The following is a 17,951-nucleotide window of genomic DNA, read 5'->3' as shown; positions in this document are numbered from 1 at the left end:
TCATGCCCCCATCTAGCTGCGTTTTATATATTGAGAGTGTACCTCAAAACAGGAACTGTGGGTATAGCGGGCAACAAATGACCTTTAGCCTTTAACGGCTCCGGCCGATAATCCGCTTACGATATATTTTTGAGAGAATAAGGCCATGATCGTAACCGGCAAAGTGATGATGCACGCCGCTGCCATCAAGGCTCCCCAATTAATGTTCGAAGCGGAAATGAAATTGAATACCGCGATGGGAAGCGTCTTCGTCTTCTCCCCTGCAAGAATAAGAGAAAACATAAAGTTATTCCACGAGAAAATGAAGGATAGCAGAGCCGAAGTCACGATGCCGGGTACGGACACGGGCAGCACAATGGATAGAAAAGCACGAATCTTTGAGCTGCCGTCAATCCAAGAGGATTCCTCGACTTCCACAGGGAACGCTTCAAAAAAAGGAATCATGACCCACATGATGAAGGGCAGTCCGATAACCATATGACTCAAGATTAAAACCGTGTAAGTATCGATGAGATGAAGCTTTGTGAACAATATATACCAAGGGACCAGGTAGGTGATGCCTGGTATCATTTTCGCAATCAGAATGACGGTACCTAGCTTGTGCATTCTGTATTTGGCAATCGAGTATGCCGCAGGCAAGCCGAGAATCAAAGAAAATATAGTGGAGCCCACAGCCACTAAAAAGCTATTGAACAAATATCTGAGGTAATCGTTCTCTCGGAACACGTCAATATAGTTTTTGAAGGTTGGTTTGAATATAAAAATATGATCGGTCGATAGAACCTGTACCTGTGTTTTAAAGGAAGCCATCAGCATCCAGATGAACGGGAATGTAAAGACGATAAAAACGATAAAGGTAAGTACGAGCTGATAAGCTGTCGGCCAATACTTCGTTTTCAAGCTGCCTCACCCACTTTCTTCCTAATTCCAATCAGCACCATAATAATAATCATGATGATTGAGAAGAAAAGAACGAGCAGAGATGAAGCCGTCCCGAGCTTAAAGTATTGGAACGCTTGCGTATAAACCATCACGTTCAAAGTTTCAGATGCAAAGTTGGGGCCGCCTTGAGTCGTTGAATAGATCGTATCGAATGTTTTGAGCAAATCGATCATTCTTAGGACGACAGCTACCATAATCGTAGGACGAAGCAGAGGAAGCGTAATATGAATGAATTTCTGAAAGCTGGTCGCTCCGTCGACATCAGCCGATTCATATGGATCGGAAGGGAGCGTAGTCAGACCCGCTATGACTATGAGGGCAATCATTGGCGTCCATTCCCATACGTCTATAATAATAAGAGAAGGAAGCACTTGGTCAACGGAGCCCAGCCATGCCAAAGGCTTCAGCCCGATTCCCTTCAATATTTGATTGGCAAGCCCTATGGATGGCTCATAGATGAGCAGCCAGATAAGACCAATCGCTACAGGTGTCGCAACCATCGGCAGCATTAAAAAGGTTTTGACCCACTTTGCTCCGACAAACTTTCGGGAGAACAGGACGGCTATTAGCACCCCAAGCACGGTTTCTAATACAATGGCAGGGATGGTGAAATAAAACGTCCGCCAGACGGATCCCCAGAACCGTTCGTCCTTCAGCAGTGCGGCGTAGTTATCTAAACCGACCCATTTCGGGGGCGCTATTGCCGACATGCTCCACTCGTAAAAGCTGATCCGCACCGTATAGGCAAGCGGGAACGCGATGATGAGCAATATAAACAACGCGGCCGGCAATATAAAGATCCATTTGATGTTACGGTCTAACCATCCGTATTGCATAACAACCGACCCTTTCCTTGATGTGTTCGGTCAACCCAAGCCATATCGGCCTGAGCTGACCATCGGCAGTGTTGTTGATTTTATTTGGTCTTGTCTTTATCGATAATCGTCTGGAATTCTGCGTTGGCTTGATCGGCGGCAGCCTTAATATTTTCTCCCAGTACAGCTTTAACCACTATACTGCCTACTGCGTCGCGCGCCTCGCCTACGGAGATGACTTCAGGTACGTTGTGCCCTACACCGATTTTCATTGTTTCTTGTATAGCTGCAGCCAGATCTGCCGGATAGGTTTCGACGCCCTCTTTCTGGGTCCATAGCGAGGAACGCGCTCCTGGAGCTCCTGCTCTCTGAGTCTTCAGAACATTGTCCTTGTTGGTCGCCCATTTGATAAACTCCCATGCCGCGTCTTTGTTAGCTGATTTGGCGTTAATTCCAAGAGACCAAGCCGTAATATTGTACGGTTTGGAGCCTGCATCACCCGACGGGAATTTGGCAAAACCGACTTTATCGCTAACAAGCGATTTTTCCGGGTCCGTCGTATTTTTATAAACGGAAGCGGTTTCAGCATAGAATGCTGCTTTACCTTGAGCAAAGATTGCCGAGGCTTGAGGCCATGACATGTTCAAGACGCCCTGAGGCCCATAGTCTTTAATCAAACTTGCATAGGTTTGAAAGCCTTTGATCGCTTCCGGCGTGTTGACAGCCGCTTTATCACCCTTCATGAAATCTCCTCCCTGGGAAAATACAAAGGAGGAAACGGCGGTGACAAGCGCATTTCTTTGTCCGCGACCAACAAATCCATAGAAGTCCTTGCCGGGATCATGCAGCTTCTTTGCGGCTGCCGTAAGCTCATCCAGCGTTTTCGGGACGGCAATCCCGTTCTTTTCCAATACGTCCTTGCGATAATAAAGCACGAATTGATCCGTGAATACCGGGACCGATTCGATTTTACCTTCAATCGTTGTCGCTTCTATAGATGATTTGGCAAAATCGCCGAAGTCGTAGCTTGCATCTTTATTGACATAATCGTTAAGGGGTGCAATCCACCCGTTTTTATGGAACAAAATTTTGTCCATATAAGGACGATACATGAACACATCAGGGTTTTCTGAGTTCGTTGTTAATTGGACAGCAAGCTTCTGCTGCAGCTGTTCTTCACCGAGCACTTGGAAATCGACTTTCATTCCTGTTGTTGATTCAAATTGCTGTACGGATGCCTTGATCGTATCGCTCCACGGATGGTTCATTGCGAAAACGGTTACTTTTTTACCTGCAAAAGGCTTGCCCGCTTGAGCTCCATCCGTCTTAGTGGAGTTGGCATCCGAGCTTTGCCCACAGGCTGATGTTACGCCTACGAGTAGTGTTAGCAGCAAAGCAGAATAACTTTTCTTAGAAAGTTTGAACATCGTGCATTGTCCCCTTCCATGCTTGTCTGTTTCTTCCGTTTTATTGTATCTAATGACAATGTTCGTTGATATGGTAATAATTTTAGAATTATAGCTCATTTTTTTACTATACCCAAGAAAAACCCTCGATTATTTCACTCTATATTTATCAAAATACTCGGGTATAACTTCTGTTGAAGCTCCTGGCATTTCCGGAAGCACATAATATCCGTCTTTGACGGTTGCCGGTTCAATGAAAATATCCCGAATCCAAGGGATATATTCCAGCATAATAGCATTTGACGTAGCGGCAACCAAGTGCTGATGAATTTGCCCCATATCCCCTACGTGGGGAACGATCGGCAGATCGTATGCAGCCGCCAGCCCGGCAACCTGCAGCCATTCGGTAATGCCCCCGACCCTCGTCGTATCCACTTGAACGTATTCCACCGCTCCATTATGAATGTAGTCACGAAAAGCATATTTATGGTACACATGCTCTCCTAGAGCAATAGGCACATTGAGTTCATCGGCCAGCTTCTTATGATTCATAACATCGTCCGGATTCAACGGCTCTTCAAGCCAGAATAAATCAAACTCCTCCAGCTTCTTGCCCCAAGTCATTGCGGTTGTAATGTTCCACATCTGATTTACATCGACCATTAGAATAATATCATCGCCGATAGCCTTCCTCACCGCTTTGACACGTTCATAGTCCTCACGAGGGTCCGGTTTGCCAATCTTCATTTTGACACCGGTAAAGCCTTCTTCTATAAAGGATGTTATATCTTTAAGAAGGCGCTCCTTGGACCAATTCAACCAACCTCCGTTAGTGTTATAAGCTTTGATTTGCTTGGACTTGTGCCCCCCGAGATACTGCCACAACGGCCTGTTAGCCGCTTTGGACATAATGTCCCACAGTGCGATATCCACCGCGGCCAAAGCCATGTGCACAACACCCGCCCGACCAATCCAATGCATTTTGCCATAACGCAGTTCATCCCATATTTCCTTAACCATATACGGATCTTTGCCTAGCAGCAGTGGCGCATAATACCTGTCAATCGTTTCGGTAATCAGCTCATCACCATAAGCGCAGGTTCCTGTATAGCCGTAACCGATAAACCCTTCGTCCGTATAAATCCTGACTCCCGGCAGTCCCCAATGCGTAGGAGCATTAATCGCGTCGGTGATCGGAGGATTCAACGGTACATGAAGAATGAAGCTTTCTACCTTAATAATTTTCATTGTTTACTCTCCTGTCGATAAATTCGGGCGGCAGCTTCAGCCGTAGAAAGTGCCTTCCGTCTCGTTGTATCGGGTTCAGGTTCATTATACTCCTGGGCGGATACCCGTTTATATGATAATAATTAAAGGTTTAACTACGTTTTTTTTACCTTTCGCTCGTTAATGATGTCTGAATGAACCGACTGCTGAAAGAGCAAATTAAGCAAGGAATCCAAATCATCGGAAAAGAAAGGGGTACTTCATGAGGGTTTTAACGTTCATCTGTATCATAATGATGAGCTTTTCCAGTTTTTATACGATTGCTGAAGCATCTCCCGACACTCCAGTGAAGGCGGCTTTTATACGAGGCGGCAATTTATGGGTAAAAGAAGGCGAGGTAGAGAAGCAATTGACCAAGGACGGCGGGGCATCCCATCCGAGATGGTCACATGACGGACATTGGATCGCTTATATGAAAGCGACGGGACAACAAAGCCACGAGGTTTGGCTCTACAACTCGGATACCGAGCGTCATGAGCAAGTGTATGGCGGCAGCGGTACGAATCTGCAGTGGTCGCCTACCGCCAACCTTTTGGCGTTTCAAGACGAATCCGTCTTGAATATTACGGACGCCGAGCATATGACCGAAAAGCGTTTTGAGAATGTAGCCTTGGGTGTAAACAATTACTCCTGGTTTCCGGATGGAACCGGCTTTTTGGCTTCTTCTACTGCGGCTCGTCTGCCGGATGGCTGGACCAACCCCATGCTGTATAAAATTCCTGTAGATGCAAAACTCGATGACAAGAAAATTAAGCATTTTTTTACGATTCCGTCGGAGCTTACCAAAGGGGATATTATGGTGTTATCGATCGGTACAACCATATTTAAATGGTCATCTGACCGTAAATGGATCGCTTTCGTCGTTCATCCAACAGCCTCCTGGTCGGCAGACAGCGATATGCTGTGCCTGCTTTCTTCCAACGGCAAAAAATTCATCCCACTGGATGAAATGCTCGCGAATTCCAGCTGGTTCCAATGGGCTCCCGTAAAAACCCGTTTAGCCTACATTCAAGGCGGAGGAAGAATGGCCCTGGAAAATAAGCATTTGAAGGTCAAGGAGCTGCCTGCACTTCGTTCACCTTCCTTAACTCCTGAAGGCTACGCTGACGGTAACTTTACTTGGCTTAATGACGACACAATTACCGTCTCACGCACCACGGAGAGCAAATGGTCTAGTGATGCAGCGGAGCGCCCTTTACCAATATTGGTTCGCGTGACACTCCAGAACCCGATTCAGCATCCAATAACAACGCCTCCGAAAAGCTTTGGCGACTATGCCCCTTCTTATCTCAAAGCCTCTAACAAGCTTGGCTGGATTCGCTCCGATAGAACGAAGGCTTATGTCATGCTCGGGCAAACGGACGGATCTGAGGCTAATACATGGATCCAGTCATTGGATATGGGCTCCAATTACTATGAGCAATGGGATTGGGGAGAGGTTCTCAGTTGGTATGAGGCTGGATAGAATGTGCGGATTGTCTCATACATAACGCTCAAGCGAAATATGAAGGATAGTCTCTGAATCGGAATGGTTCACATAGGAATGGCCATAATCGCCGCGAAAGCGGATCGAATCATGCAATTGAAGCTCGTACGGTTTATCGCACACCATGATACGGACGGAGCCTGACATGACGGTCGCCGTCTCCATGACGCTGGTAGGATGGTACTCCGATGAATACGTGCTATGCGGCTGCAAAAAAGCACGGTAGCTGTCCACGTTTCCATTAGAGGAACGGGCAAAAATCGGCTCCACCCGCCAAGGTCCGTCCGTAAAATAAATTCCTTCACCTGTGCGTGATAATTGGATAACCTTCTCCGTCTCAAACAAGGAAGACATCGGAATAGATAAGCCATCCGCAATTCTCCAAATTACGGCTAAGCTTGGATTCGTTTCTCCCCGCTCTATTTTCCCCAGCGTCAGCTTGCTAACGCCTGTTCGATCCGCGAGGTCATCAAGACTCAGCTTTTGCTCCTTGCGCATATATCTGAACTGTTGGCCGATTCTGCGGACCATCTCCATCATATCTTGCGGCTCGATATCTTTTGAAAAATCCAAAATATTTCACACTCCAATAAATTATAGTTTACTTTTTTATAATCTAAGTATATTATAGTTTACTATTACAAGCAATGTTTCATCCACTTATTTTTTGCTTGGAGAAGGAGACTTTAACACATGAGCACTAATACAACCTTACAGTCACACTCAGTTGGAGCATCACGAAGCGGCAGTCTGCTGTTAATGTTAGGAGTCTTACTGGTCGCCTCCAATCTGCGTGCTTCGATTACTGTAGTTGGTCCTTTGACTTCAGCTATCCGGGCAGATACAGGTTTGTCCAATGTGCTGGCCAGCTTATTGACTGCACTTCCGCTAGTCGCCTTTGCCCTGCTATCCCCATTAGCACCGGCTATGGCTCGGCGTATGGGCACGGAAACGACGCTATTTGCAAGCTTGCTCGCCTTAACCTTTGGTATTATCTTACGGTCTATTCCTTCTGTTGCGACTTTGTTTGCCGGTACGGCGATACTAGGCGCAGCCATTGCCATAGGCAATGTATTGCTTCCAAGCCTTATCAAACGCGACTTCGCGGGAAAAGTCGGTCTGATGACCGGGTTATATTCAATGTCGATGAGCACTTGGGCCGCCCTTGCTTCAGGAATTAGCGTCCCTTTGGCTAACGGACTAGGTCTTGGCTGGCGCGGATCACTCGGCTGCTGGGCAGTTCTCTCAGCCGTTGGTATCATTGTATGGCTGCCGCAGCTGCGTTCTGTCAAAAAACAAAATACTGGTCCCAGCTCTCAGCCCGCTTCAGGAAGTATGTGGCGCTCCCCTCTCGCTTGGCAGGTCACGTTGTTCATGGGTTTGCAGTCCCTTGCGTTCTATGTCACGATTGCTTGGCTGCCCGCCATCCTGCATGACAGAGGCATGAGTATTACAAGCGCAGGATGGATGCTATCCCTTATGCAGGCTGTCAGCCTGCCTGCATCCTTCATTATGCCGCTGCTGGCCGGCCGACGTTCAAGCCAGCGTGGATTGGTTGCCTTCAGCGCTACCTCAGCACTGTTAGGTTATGCGGGCCTGTTGTTCACCAGCTCCCCATCCATTGCGCCGCTCTGGATTGTCCTGATCGGTATTGGACAAGGAGGAAGCATAAGCCTTGCCCTTGCGTTCTTTGCTCTTCGCTCGTCCAACCCTGCACAAGCGGCCGTATTGTCAGGAATGGCCCAATCCTTGGGTTACCTTCTAGCTGCAATCGGACCGATCTTGATTGGTTGGCTGCATGACCTGACCGGTGCGTGGACCGCTCCATTGCTGGTCCTTATCGTCGCCACCGCACTGTACCTTATTTTTGGAGTCGGTGCTGGCCGCAACGCTTATGTAGAAACAACGTCTAAGCGTTGATATTAGCCGCGTAATACAAAAAGATGACATCTCTTATGAAGATAACAGCTTCCCTCCTTGAGTGGAGAATCCCTAATTGCAATAATAGTGAAGAGAATTACAATCATGTAATTTTGAAGTTGCGAGATTAGATAGTTGGACAGTAAAAAAATAAAGACAGCGAAATCCGCTGTCTTTATTTTTTTACTATTTATGCGAAGAAAGCTTCCAGCTGCTTAACCAGCTGCTGTTTCTCATTATCAATAACCGTCTGATACTGGGTCTTATCGAACAGCTGCTGAATCTCAGCAGGATAGGATTGCTCGATGTCGACCAGTGCGATCGACTCATTGAACTTAGCCGGATGAGCCGTTGCGAATACGACGCAGACTTCATCATCACCGCTGCAGGACTCATAAGCGGAAACGCCGCAAGCCGTGTGCGGATCGAACAAGTAGCTGTATTCTTTGTAATACTTATCGATCGTTTGTAAGCAATCTTTACCTTGAACCCCTTTGGCTTCAAAATCCGATTGTACTTTTTGAAGATCCTCAGATCCGATCTCAATTTTACCATCGGAACGGAATTGGTTCATGATGGAAGCAACCTTCTCCGAATTTTTATTGGTTAAGTAGTATAAATAGCGTTCGAAATTGCTGGCGATTTGAATATCCATCGACGGGCTGTATGTGCTATGGAAGTCTCCAGGCATATAAACGCCTTCCTTAACGAAACGCTCCAAAATATTGTTCTCGTTCGTAGCCAGGATCAGCTTGCCGATCGGCAGACCCATTTGTTTAGCCAAATAGCCGGAGAAAATGTTACCGAAGTTTCCTGTAGGAACGCTAAAGTTAACTTTGCTCACCGGTTTTGTTTTGGCGATTTGGAAATAAGCATAGAAGTAATATACGGTTTGCGACAAAATACGAACAAAGTTAATGGAATTGATAGCGCGCAAATGATATTTGTGCTTAAACTCCACGTCAGCGAACAATTCCTTGATGAACTGCTGGCAATCGTCAAAGTTGCCTTTTACAGACAAATTCAACACGTTATCATCTTGTACGGTAGTCATTTGAAGCTCTTGAACCTTACTCACCTTTTGATGAGGGTGAAGGATGCAGATCCGAATGCCTTCCTTACCTCTTACACCCTGAATGGCTGCGGCACCAGTATCACCCGACGTAGCTCCAAGAATATTGATAATTTCATTTCTCTTGGTTGCTACATAGGAGTACAGGTTGCCCATGAACTGAAGCGCGACATCTTTAAATGCGAAGGTCGGCCCATGGAACAGCTCCAGCACATACAGTGAGTCGTTGATATTTTTAATTGGCGTAACGTTCTCATCCCTGAAGGTAGCATAGCTGTCATAAACCAGCTTCTTCAAATCCTCATAAGGAATCTCGTCGTTCGTAAAATAAGAGAATATTTCAAGCATCAGATCCTGATAGGACAGGCTCTCCCATTCCTTCAGCTTCTGCTCCGTTATAACCGGAATTTCACTTGGAATTACCAGACCGCCATCATTGGCAAGTCCCATCAAAAATGCATCGATGAATCCACATTTCTCAACTTTTCCTCGCGTGCTAATATAGTCCATACTAATCCCCTTCGCGTACGAAAATTCACTTTATTATATCAAAAACTCGTCTCTTTATGAACAAGAAATGCGTTAAAGTACGAAAGGTTTGTGAGAAAAACGTCAATCGGTGTCCTTTCGCATAGTTAAGACCGCGTTTAGAGGAGGCTGGTAACGAAAAACATTACAAAAATAGTCCCCAAACGTGGTATGCTTGTACCAGGGGGTGAAAGTATGAATTATATCGTGATCGACCTCGAATTCAATGGAAGAAAGCATTACGATATTTATCCCATGGAAATTATCGAGATCGGAGCCGTCAAGCTGAATGAGCAGATGGAGGTCATCGATACGTTCCAAAGCTATATTAATCCTAATTTTTATATTAATAGATTTGCCCTGCAATTTTGCGGTATATCTAAAGAAACGCTGCAGCAGAGCAAACGCTTTGCTGAAGTTGTACAAGCCTTTAAAGAATTTTGCGGTGAGGAGTATACCATGCTGGCGTGGGGTGGAGGCGACTTTTTTCACTTGTTCCTCGACTGCAAAGTGAATCAGCTGAGTGATGCTTGGCTTGTTAATCTTCTGGATGTGACCCAGCATTTCGAAGGCGGATTGCAGCAAGCATTGGCGAATCATCATCTTGAGCCTATCGGACAGCATCATTCCGCATTGGATGACGCTTTGAATGCAGCTCAATTGCTGCGATTGAAGCCAGAGGCTGTTACATCTACGGATTATTTTGTACCGAATCAGTTTAAGCTATGTACCGGTGGAATAAAAAAATGGATTACTCTTTCTTTGGACAGCGCGTTGGAAAAGGAACAAATACTGACGTGGAATCAGTTCGTCAGAGATAGCAAGACACGAAAGTATATTGAAGTTATGAAGTTGAAGCCTGAGGAAGTCGAAATGGTCAAAGAGCTGTTCACGAAATTTTCCCAAGCCAAGTATGGCAGAAAAGTAAGAAAACAGCTTGCTTAAACCGAATATCGCTCCTACGACAAAAACCGTCCTGATGAAGGACGGTTTTGCCATTTTACGGGCTACTTTACTTGCTGTCAGGGTTCAGATTACCTGTACTGCATACCCCATCACTGCAGGCCTGCCCTGCATCGCCTTGTATGATTTGAAGCGGCTTTTCTTCGTCCCACACCTTTTGTAAAACTTGGAGAAATGCTTCGCTCGGCTGAGCACCCGAAACGCCATACTTACGGTTAATGACGTAGAATGGCACTCCATTAACACCAAGCTGTCGAGCCTCTTCTTCATCCGCGCGAACTTCCTCTGAGTACTGGTTACCTGCCAGCATCGCTGCCGTTTCTTCACGGGAAAGCCCGGCTTGCTCCGCAATCTCGATTAATGTCTCATGATCACCTACGTGACTGGAATCAGTGAAGTAAGCCTTGAACAGCATTTCTGCGACTTCTTTCCCTTTACCTTGCTGAGAGGCGAACTGAATTAATCGATGTGCATCGAAGGTATTCGTCAACACCATCGTATCGAATTGAAAATCGAGACCTACCGCCTCAGCTTGTTTCCCAACATCCGCATTCATCGCCTTCGCTTGCTCAACACTCATCCCATATTTGGAAGCCAACATCTCATGAACGTTGTTCGCTGAATCCTTAGGCGAGTCTGGAGATAGCTCAAAGCTACGGTATACGATTTCCACTTCTTCTTTATGGGCGAACTGCTCCAGCCCGGCTTCAAAACGTCTTTTGCCAATATAACAGAACGGACACATAATATCCGACCAAATTTCCACTTTCATCGAGAATCCCTCCCATGTCTTGAATCTAGTCATGCTTATTATATAGCTTTACACCTTGATCTACAACGAACGGCCGAAAGGCGGCCCGAGCCTGGCATTGCCTGTGAAGCGCAAAATGCACAGCACGATGAGGATTTCTCCCGTTAGCCCAAGCGACTGTGCCAGTGCTCCAATAGACCCACTCCAACCGGGTACGAGCTTAACAAGAGTGAATAGTGTAAGCAGAGTCACTACTACATTCAGAGCTTGAGACCAAACCATGATTCGTGTCTGCCCCCTGAGCATAACGATTCCGTGGCAATAGTCCAACCATGGAAATACAAGGTTCATAATCATAAAGAAACGCAGCGCTCTTAAGCTCTCCTTCATCAGCGGGCTGCCAGCTTCAAGTCCCATCACATATTCCAAAAACCACGGACCTGCTGGCGTATACGCTAATACCGATACTAGTGCCGCGGGAAGCAGACTCATCAATAGAGCGAAGCGAAACACTCTTTGGGCATTTATTTGATAAAAGTTCAATACGATTTGGTGCATATATGAAAAGAAGCTTTGCATCAAATGAGCCAAGTTCAAAGCAATGGCAAAAGACGCGATCGCCAGCTCCATATTTCCGGTTTGGCCAAGAAACGCATTGATGGAAGGATCAATGATAACCGCCAAGAAAGAAGAATACATTAAAGGCCTATAAAATCTAAAAATTTGGCCTTTGCTCGTAATCGGATGCCCCTCCAGCTTTTCCGGAATCGTTCGCTTCAATAAGGAGCGCCCTTCTATAACACTAATGACACATTCAATAGCCATTCCTATTAGAAAAATAAGCGCCCCTACTGCTGCTGTTGTCACTTTATCCGATGCTACAAAATACGCTGCAGCTAGAAACATTCCTACCAAACGAATAGCCATCCCTATCGTCAACCATTTGGTCCGTAGATTATAAATAATAATCCCATGATATAAGCACCGTATCCCTGAAAAAAGGATGACAAAGTTCAGCAGCTTGAACACGTTTGCAATGTCCGGCAGCTGCGCACGGTCCGCTCTGAAAAATTTCATAAAGACCCAGTCGCCCAGTGGGGTGTAGCTGATAACTGATCCTATCAGAAAGCTGCATAACAGCAAATACATCGCAATATGAGACATCGCCCGGAAGGATACTCGATCCCGAACCAAGGCAGAGCAGGTTTGGCGCAGCAGTACCGCCGGCCGCTCTATGACATCCATCAAGCTCATAGCTATGCTGTAACTGGCTATTAGCAGCTCCGGATGAGCCGCTCTCGCCAAAGTTCCGTTAATAATAATGTGAGAGATCATCACCAAGCTGGCTGAAGCACCTAATGGAATAAAAAAAGTTAGCAGCTTTTTATACGGTAAAGGTTCTGAATGGGATTCCTTGTGCCGCGGCGCGGAATTACTGAATTGCATAGAATGCTCCTCCGTCAGTTAAATGACCAAGTCATTAAGCCAAACTATAACTGTATTCCCTATCGCTCATTCGTATCCCTCCATCCGGACGCAAAAAAAATAGTCCGGTGTATCATATAGATACACCGGACTATTTAACTTTAAATTGCTGCTTAGGAGAAATTGAAATAATCCTTAGCGTTATTGTAAGAAATGTTCTGAACAATGTCGCCAAGCAGTTCCAGATCATTTGGAGCTTCGCCGTTCTCTACCCATTCTCCGATCAGATTACATACGATCCGTCTGAAGTACTCATGTCTTGTGTAAGACAGGAAGCTTCTGGAATCTGTAAGCATACCGACAAAGCGGCTGAACAAGCCCAAGTTCGACAATGCTTTCATTTGCTCCAGCATGCCGTCTCTCGTATCTAGGAACCACCATGCGGAACCCAGCTGAATTTTACCTGGAATGCCGCCACCTTGGAAGCTTCCGATAATCGTGCCAAGCACGTAATGGTCTTTTGGATTCAAAGAGTACACAATCGTTTTAGGCAACGCATCTTCGCTGTCCAAAGCATCAAGCAGCTTAGCAAGCGGATAAGCCAACGAGCTGTCGTTGATGGAATCGTAGCCGGTATCCGGACCCAGCTTGCCGAACATGCGGCTGTTGTTGTTACGAGCTGCATTAATGTGGAACTGCATAGCCCAACCCAACTCAGCATACAGCTTGCCCATAAATACTAGAGTATAAGTTTTGTATTGTTTTTCTTCCTCCAGGCTTACCGCTTCGCCTTTCAAAGCTTTGGCAAAAATCGCTGCGGCTTGCTCTTTCGTGGTTTCAGCGTAAGCAACGTAATCCAACGCATGGTCAGATACGCGTCCGCCGACCGAATGGAAGAAACGAATTCTTGCTTCCAATGCTGTTAGCAATTGATCATAATTATCGATAGCTTGACCGGATACTTGACCCAGCTTCTCAACCCATGGCAGGAAGGTCGCGCGGTTGATTTCAAGACCTTTATCCGGACGGAATGAAGGAAGCACCAAGACATCGAAATCTTTAATATCTTTGATTTTAATGTGGTATTCCAACGAATCGGTAGGATCATCGGTTGTGCAAACGACTTTTACGTTCGATTTTTTGATGAAATCTCTCGCTCCGAAGCCCTCACCGTTCAGTTGAGCGTTTACTTTTTCCCAGATCGCAGGAGCATTTTTCTCGTTAATCAAATCATGAATACCAAAATAGCGCTGCAGTTCAAGGTGGGACCAGTGGTAGAGCGGGTTGCCAATTGTTTGCGGAACCGTTTTAGCCCAAGCAAGGAAACGATCGTAATCGGAAGCGCCTTCTCCGCCGGTAACGAATTGCTCTTCCACACCGTTGGATCTCATAGCTCTCCATTTGTAGTGATCCCCGTACAACCAAGCTTCGGTGATGTTTTTGAACGTTTTGTTCTCATAAATTTCTTGTGGGCTTAAATGACAATGGTAGTCGATAATCGGCATGTCCTTGGCATAGTCATGATACAAGCGAACTGCCGTTTCATTGGATAACATAAAGTTCTCATCGAGAAATTGTTTCATACAATAATCATCCCTTCTCACCCATGATCTTTAATCATAACCAAGCCGAAACGTGCTCTAAGCACCTTCCGGCTCGGATTTTATATTACTTACCCAACAAATCCAAATGTTTGCCAATATGAGAAATCAGCGATTGCTCGAATGCTTCTTCTTGATCGCTCAAAGTGCTGAAGAACTCGTCCTTGAACAAGGATCTGCCTTGAGCATCTTTCGCTTGAAGCAGAATACCGTAAGTGATATGAATCACTTGACGAGCATTGTTCTCGTTCATATACGTATCAGCAAGATCAGCGTCAGCTACTTGATCCAAAGGAACGATTTTGCTTAAGTCCGTTGTTACATGGTAGTAAGCTGTTGCTTCTTCAAAATGATCCAAAGCATATTGGTGCATTTTGCGGTACAGGCTTGGATTCACTTTAGCTACTGTTCTAACAGCTTCAAGCCAGTTGGTTCCAGCTGTTTTCACATGGAAACGGCCTTTCGTGTATTTCCCGATAATAGGGAACACGCTGAACTTGTCACTACCGGAGTGGATGCTAAGCTTGTATCCAAAATCGTCGGCAATGCCTGCATGGATGATCAATTCTTTTTCGAATTGAGCGATGTCGCCGATGTAGTCGATTCCTTTTTGGAACTCGCCGATAAAGCGAGGTGCCATGCTGTAGATTGTCAAACCGCGACCGTATAATTCTTTGGCAACCAGGAAGTGAGACTCAGGGGCTGTAGGGGTAGCCGTTTCGTCGATCGAAATTTCGAAGTCGATTTCGCGGTCAGCCGTTTTAATATATTTGTTGAAGATGTGCTCCATGAAATCGATAGCCGGTCCATAGATCAACACATTTTTAATCAAAGTTTCTTTGTCAAACGTAATGGAAGTTCCGGCAACTTCAAACGTTTGGTTCAAGTAACGGGACTCGTAATGGTTGCGAATATCTTCGGACAACGCGTTGTATTTGACAGCTTGCTCTGCAGCAGAAGTGCCTTCGATGGAGTTATCGATATACTCGGAGCAGTCCAGAGTCAACATGGTGAAGCCAAGACCAAGAGCAAGCTCAATGTCTGCTTCTACCTTCAAGTGGTCGCCGTCAGCGCCGAAGCCGTCTTTGTAGCCTTCTTGGAATGCAGCATAGCAAGCAGCGTCAACAACTTGCTTATAGTCGCGACCTGTAAGGTTAAGCTCACGGATACTTTGTTGTGCCAAAATCGGACGAACATTTCTGCCGACAACCGTTTTGATGTGGCCTGGAGAAGCAATACCGAGACGGTCGCCAAGACCGATCGTTGCTACTTGTGTACCGAATGCGCGAGGCACGGTGTAGTCAAAATATTTATTTAAAACCAAACGGTTCTCATGTGTTAATGGGCAGGCTTTAATACCGCCTTCTACAGTTCCTTGCAGTTCGTCGAACAACGGACCTTCACCAACAGCCAAAATCAATTTGGTTTGACCGTCCTTCACCATAACCAGCTTCACGTTACCGGACTCCGACAATGAATGCGGATACACTTTGATACCATTAGCGTCGATTTGGTTCACGTTACCCTCTTTTACTGCTTGGGCGATCGCTTGAAACTTGCTCATGAAAAAGCCTCCTTGATTAATAAGATATCTCGATCATAGCGCAAAATCATACCACTTTCTTCGCCTATTTTGTCTAATTTCCATAAACCTATGCGCATCTTGCTATGAAAAAGTATCATTCTCTGCTACAATGAATGAAAAGTTCCCGTTTAGCGGGATAAACCTAGTAGGGAAGTGATGTGATCCATATGAGCGAAACGGTGTCCTTCACCTATGGTGCGGAAGAAGGCGATTTTTATATACAGCATATCAAGCGGACGGAGCCTTTCGAACGGACGAACCATTTTCACGGAACGTACGAAATCTATTACCTATTATCCGGACAACGGACTTATTTTATTAAAGACCGCTCCTATCTGATTTCCCCGGGCGATCTCGTATTCATTAACAAGCATGACGTCCACAAAACCTCGGATGTAGGGCAGCCCGGACATGAAAGAATCGTCATTAATTTTAGCGACAACTTCATCGGAACGGACCATCCCTTCTACCATCCTTCATTGTTCGGTGTCTTTCAGCAGTCTGCACATGTATTAAGTCTCAACCTGCAGGACCAAATCTTCGTTCAGACTATTATGAACAAGCTGACCAAGGAGCTTAAAGAGAAGCAAACCGGCTTCGAAACGTACATCAAATTAATGCTGGTGGAGCTACTGCTGTTCTCGAGCCGGTACGCGGAACGCCACGAATCCGTGCCCTTTGAGCATGCAAGCCCGCTGCACAAAAAAATATCCGAAATCGTCCAGCACATCAACGGGCACTATCAGGAGCCTATGACATTATCCGGCATTTCGGAGCTTTTCTATATGAGTCCTTATTATATGAGCCGTGCGTTCAAAGAAATTACCGGCTTCACCTTTATCGAGTACGTGAATATGACCCGAATTCGCGAGGCACAGAAGCTGCTGAGGGAGTCGAACCGCAAAATTATCGATATCGCCGACAGCGTTGGATTCGAGAATATTGCTCACTTTGGTCGAATGTTCAAAAAATTAACGAAGCTGACGCCTCACGAATATCGAAAGCACCAGCGTTAGCTTCTGCCTTCAGCGGATCTCGAGCCTTTGAAGCGGCGAAAGCCCCAGCGCAGCATATAAGGCACGATAAACAAAATAAACAAGATTCGAAACATTTGATAAGCGACAACCATCGATATATCCGCTCCGATCAATGAAGCCGTTACGCCCATTTCCGTCATGCCGCCCGGAGAAGTGCTCAAAAATGCGGTTGTCAGTGATATCGGGTGTACTACACTAAACACATAGGATAAGCCTAGTGAAAAGGCAACTACCGCGATGCTGCCCGCTATGGAGTAAGGCAATAGTTTCTTCCAATTCGAGAGGCTGCTCAATTTAATACCAAGCCCCATATATATGCCAAGACTCCATTGAGCAAGAATCGTAAGTAAGGATGGCAAATGCGGGAGCTCATAGCCCGTTACTGTAAGAATACCTGCTGCTATAATCGGTCCTAGGAAATAAGGCGTAGGAAACCGCAGTTTAACGGCAATCCAAGCGGATGCAGCCATAAGAACCACGACCAATGCGAAAAAAAACGGTCTGGCGGCTGCATCATGAACCCACGCCATTAAAGCATCGATAAAACCGCTGCTCCCGCTTCCCTGCTTGCTTAACCCGGAGACGTCAACTGCTCCCACTCCATTGGCAATTCCGTGAACGGCAAGGAAGGGTACGGTGAAAATCACCGTCAACAGCCGTATCGTCTGCATAAAGGCGACAACCGTTGTCTCCGCCCCCTCAATCTCTTCACTTAATACTACCATCTGCGACAAGCCGCCGGGGATGCTCCCGATTACACTGCTCGCCATACTGATCCCCGTATATCGGGAAGTGACGTATGCAGCGGCCAAGCTAAACGCTATCGTCAATACCGTGGCCATCAGCATTGTAGGCAGCTGTGATGAAATCTGTCTGGCGCTTTCGGCCGTGAACGTGAGTCCCATGCCGTAGCCCAGGACTGCCAACCCCGCATTGCGAAGTCCAGCAGGCCAGGTCAGCCTGCGGCGTGTAAATGCCGACCACAGGAGGACTGCCGTTAACGGACCCAGCATCCAACTAAGCGGAACGTGAAGCAGAGTAAACAGCAGTCCCCCGGCAAATGTAACGAGGATCGTTTCCAGTATCCGATTCATGTTGATCTTCCTCTTTTCCCAAGTGTAGCAAAGAAAAAC

General features: G+C 46.2%; 15 protein-coding genes. 4 read left to right on the top strand and 11 right to left on the bottom strand.

Annotated features, from left to right (window positions below; translation table 11 throughout):
* Positions 1-84 precede the first annotated feature (84 nt).
* The 4 genes from BP97_RS0102960 to BP97_RS0102945 all read right to left on the bottom strand — a co-directional run bounded on the left by BP97_RS0102960 (position 85) and on the right by BP97_RS0102945 (position 4,411).
* Entirely contained in the window at positions 85-900 is an 816-nt protein-coding gene (locus BP97_RS0102960) for a carbohydrate ABC transporter permease (RefSeq protein WP_028547774.1), read from the bottom strand.
* The gene (locus BP97_RS0102955; protein WP_028547773.1) at positions 897-1,778 is read right to left on the bottom strand and encodes a carbohydrate ABC transporter permease; all 882 of its coding nucleotides are present in this window, start codon (positions 1,776-1,778) and stop codon (positions 897-899) included. The genes BP97_RS0102960 and BP97_RS0102955 overlap by 4 nt, the downstream gene beginning before the upstream one ends.
* Before the next feature lie 80 nt (positions 1,779-1,858).
* A complete protein-coding gene (locus tag BP97_RS0102950) occupies positions 1,859-3,184 on the bottom strand; it encodes an ABC transporter substrate-binding protein (protein ID WP_028547772.1) in 1,326 nt (441 codons plus the stop codon).
* Positions 3,185-3,313: 129 nt separating this feature from the next.
* Positions 3,314-4,411 carry a mandelate racemase/muconate lactonizing enzyme family protein gene (locus BP97_RS0102945; protein WP_028547771.1) on the bottom strand — a complete coding sequence of 366 codons (1,098 nt, stop codon included), beginning with the start codon at positions 4,409-4,411 and terminating at the stop codon, positions 3,314-3,316.
* Positions 4,412-4,652: 241 nt separating this feature from the next.
* On the opposite strand from BP97_RS0102945, the gene BP97_RS0102940 reads away from it, so the two are divergent.
* Positions 4,653-5,915 (top strand): TolB family protein, encoded by a 1,263-nt coding sequence (locus BP97_RS0102940; RefSeq protein WP_036745336.1) that lies wholly within the window; start codon positions 4,653-4,655, stop codon positions 5,913-5,915.
* Positions 5,916-5,930: 15 nt separating this feature from the next.
* Here BP97_RS0102940 and BP97_RS0102935 read toward each other — a convergent pair whose 3' ends face one another.
* Positions 5,931-6,509 (bottom strand): helix-turn-helix domain-containing protein, encoded by a 579-nt coding sequence (locus tag BP97_RS0102935; RefSeq protein ID WP_051620305.1) that lies wholly within the window; start codon positions 6,507-6,509, stop codon positions 5,931-5,933.
* A 120-nt stretch (positions 6,510-6,629) separates the two neighbouring features.
* Between BP97_RS0102935 and BP97_RS0102930 the strand changes: the two genes are divergently transcribed.
* Positions 6,630-7,856 carry a CynX/NimT family MFS transporter gene (locus tag BP97_RS0102930; protein WP_028547768.1) on the top strand — a complete coding sequence of 409 codons (1,227 nt, stop codon included), beginning with the start codon at positions 6,630-6,632 and terminating at the stop codon, positions 7,854-7,856.
* Positions 7,857-8,046: 190 nt separating this feature from the next.
* On the opposite strand, the gene thrC is transcribed toward BP97_RS0102930, so the two are convergent.
* Entirely contained in the window at positions 8,047-9,438 is a 1,392-nt protein-coding gene (gene thrC, locus BP97_RS0102925; protein ID WP_028547767.1) for a threonine synthase, read from the bottom strand.
* Positions 9,439-9,651: 213 nt separating this feature from the next.
* Between thrC and BP97_RS0102920 the strand changes: the two genes are divergently transcribed.
* The gene (locus tag BP97_RS0102920) at positions 9,652-10,401 is read left to right on the top strand and encodes a 3'-5' exonuclease (RefSeq protein ID WP_028547766.1); all 750 of its coding nucleotides are present in this window, start codon (positions 9,652-9,654) and stop codon (positions 10,399-10,401) included.
* Positions 10,402-10,468: 67 nt separating this feature from the next.
* Here the strand turns inward: BP97_RS0102920 and BP97_RS0102915 are convergent, their stop codons facing one another.
* From BP97_RS0102915 to BP97_RS0102900, 4 genes are all read right to left on the bottom strand, one after another.
* Positions 10,469-11,191, bottom strand: coding sequence for a DsbA family oxidoreductase (locus BP97_RS0102915; protein ID WP_028547765.1), 723 nt, complete (start codon positions 11,189-11,191; stop codon positions 10,469-10,471).
* 60 nt (positions 11,192-11,251) lie between these two features.
* Positions 11,252-12,616: a hypothetical protein gene (locus BP97_RS35045; RefSeq protein WP_051620304.1), complete on the bottom strand. Its 1,365-nt coding sequence runs from the start codon at positions 12,614-12,616 to the stop codon at positions 11,252-11,254.
* 152 nt (positions 12,617-12,768) lie between these two features.
* Positions 12,769-14,178 carry a glucuronate isomerase gene (gene uxaC / locus BP97_RS0102905; protein WP_028547764.1) on the bottom strand — a complete coding sequence of 470 codons (1,410 nt, stop codon included), beginning with the start codon at positions 14,176-14,178 and terminating at the stop codon, positions 12,769-12,771.
* Positions 14,179-14,263: 85 nt separating this feature from the next.
* Positions 14,264-15,760 carry a tagaturonate epimerase family protein gene (locus BP97_RS0102900; protein ID WP_028547763.1) on the bottom strand — a complete coding sequence of 499 codons (1,497 nt, stop codon included), beginning with the start codon at positions 15,758-15,760 and terminating at the stop codon, positions 14,264-14,266.
* A 188-nt stretch (positions 15,761-15,948) separates the two neighbouring features.
* Between BP97_RS0102900 and BP97_RS0102895 the strand changes: the two genes are divergently transcribed.
* Complete coding sequence (locus BP97_RS0102895) at positions 15,949-16,797, top strand: AraC family transcriptional regulator (RefSeq protein WP_028547762.1); 849 nt, start codon at positions 15,949-15,951, stop codon at positions 16,795-16,797.
* Here BP97_RS0102895 and BP97_RS0102890 read toward each other — a convergent pair.
* Positions 16,794-17,912, bottom strand: a complete 1,119-nt coding sequence (locus tag BP97_RS0102890; protein ID WP_028547761.1) for an AbrB family transcriptional regulator — start codon at positions 17,910-17,912, stop codon at positions 16,794-16,796. The genes BP97_RS0102895 and BP97_RS0102890 overlap by 4 nt on opposite strands.
* Positions 17,913-17,951: the final 39 nt, after the last annotated feature.

This window comes from Paenibacillus sp. UNC451MF, from assembly GCF_000686845.1.
GTDB lineage: Bacteria > Bacillota > Bacilli > Paenibacillales > NBRC-103111 > Paenibacillus_S.
The sequence above is the reverse complement of the archived record's forward strand: the minus strand, read 5'-3'. Positions and strand labels throughout refer to the sequence as shown.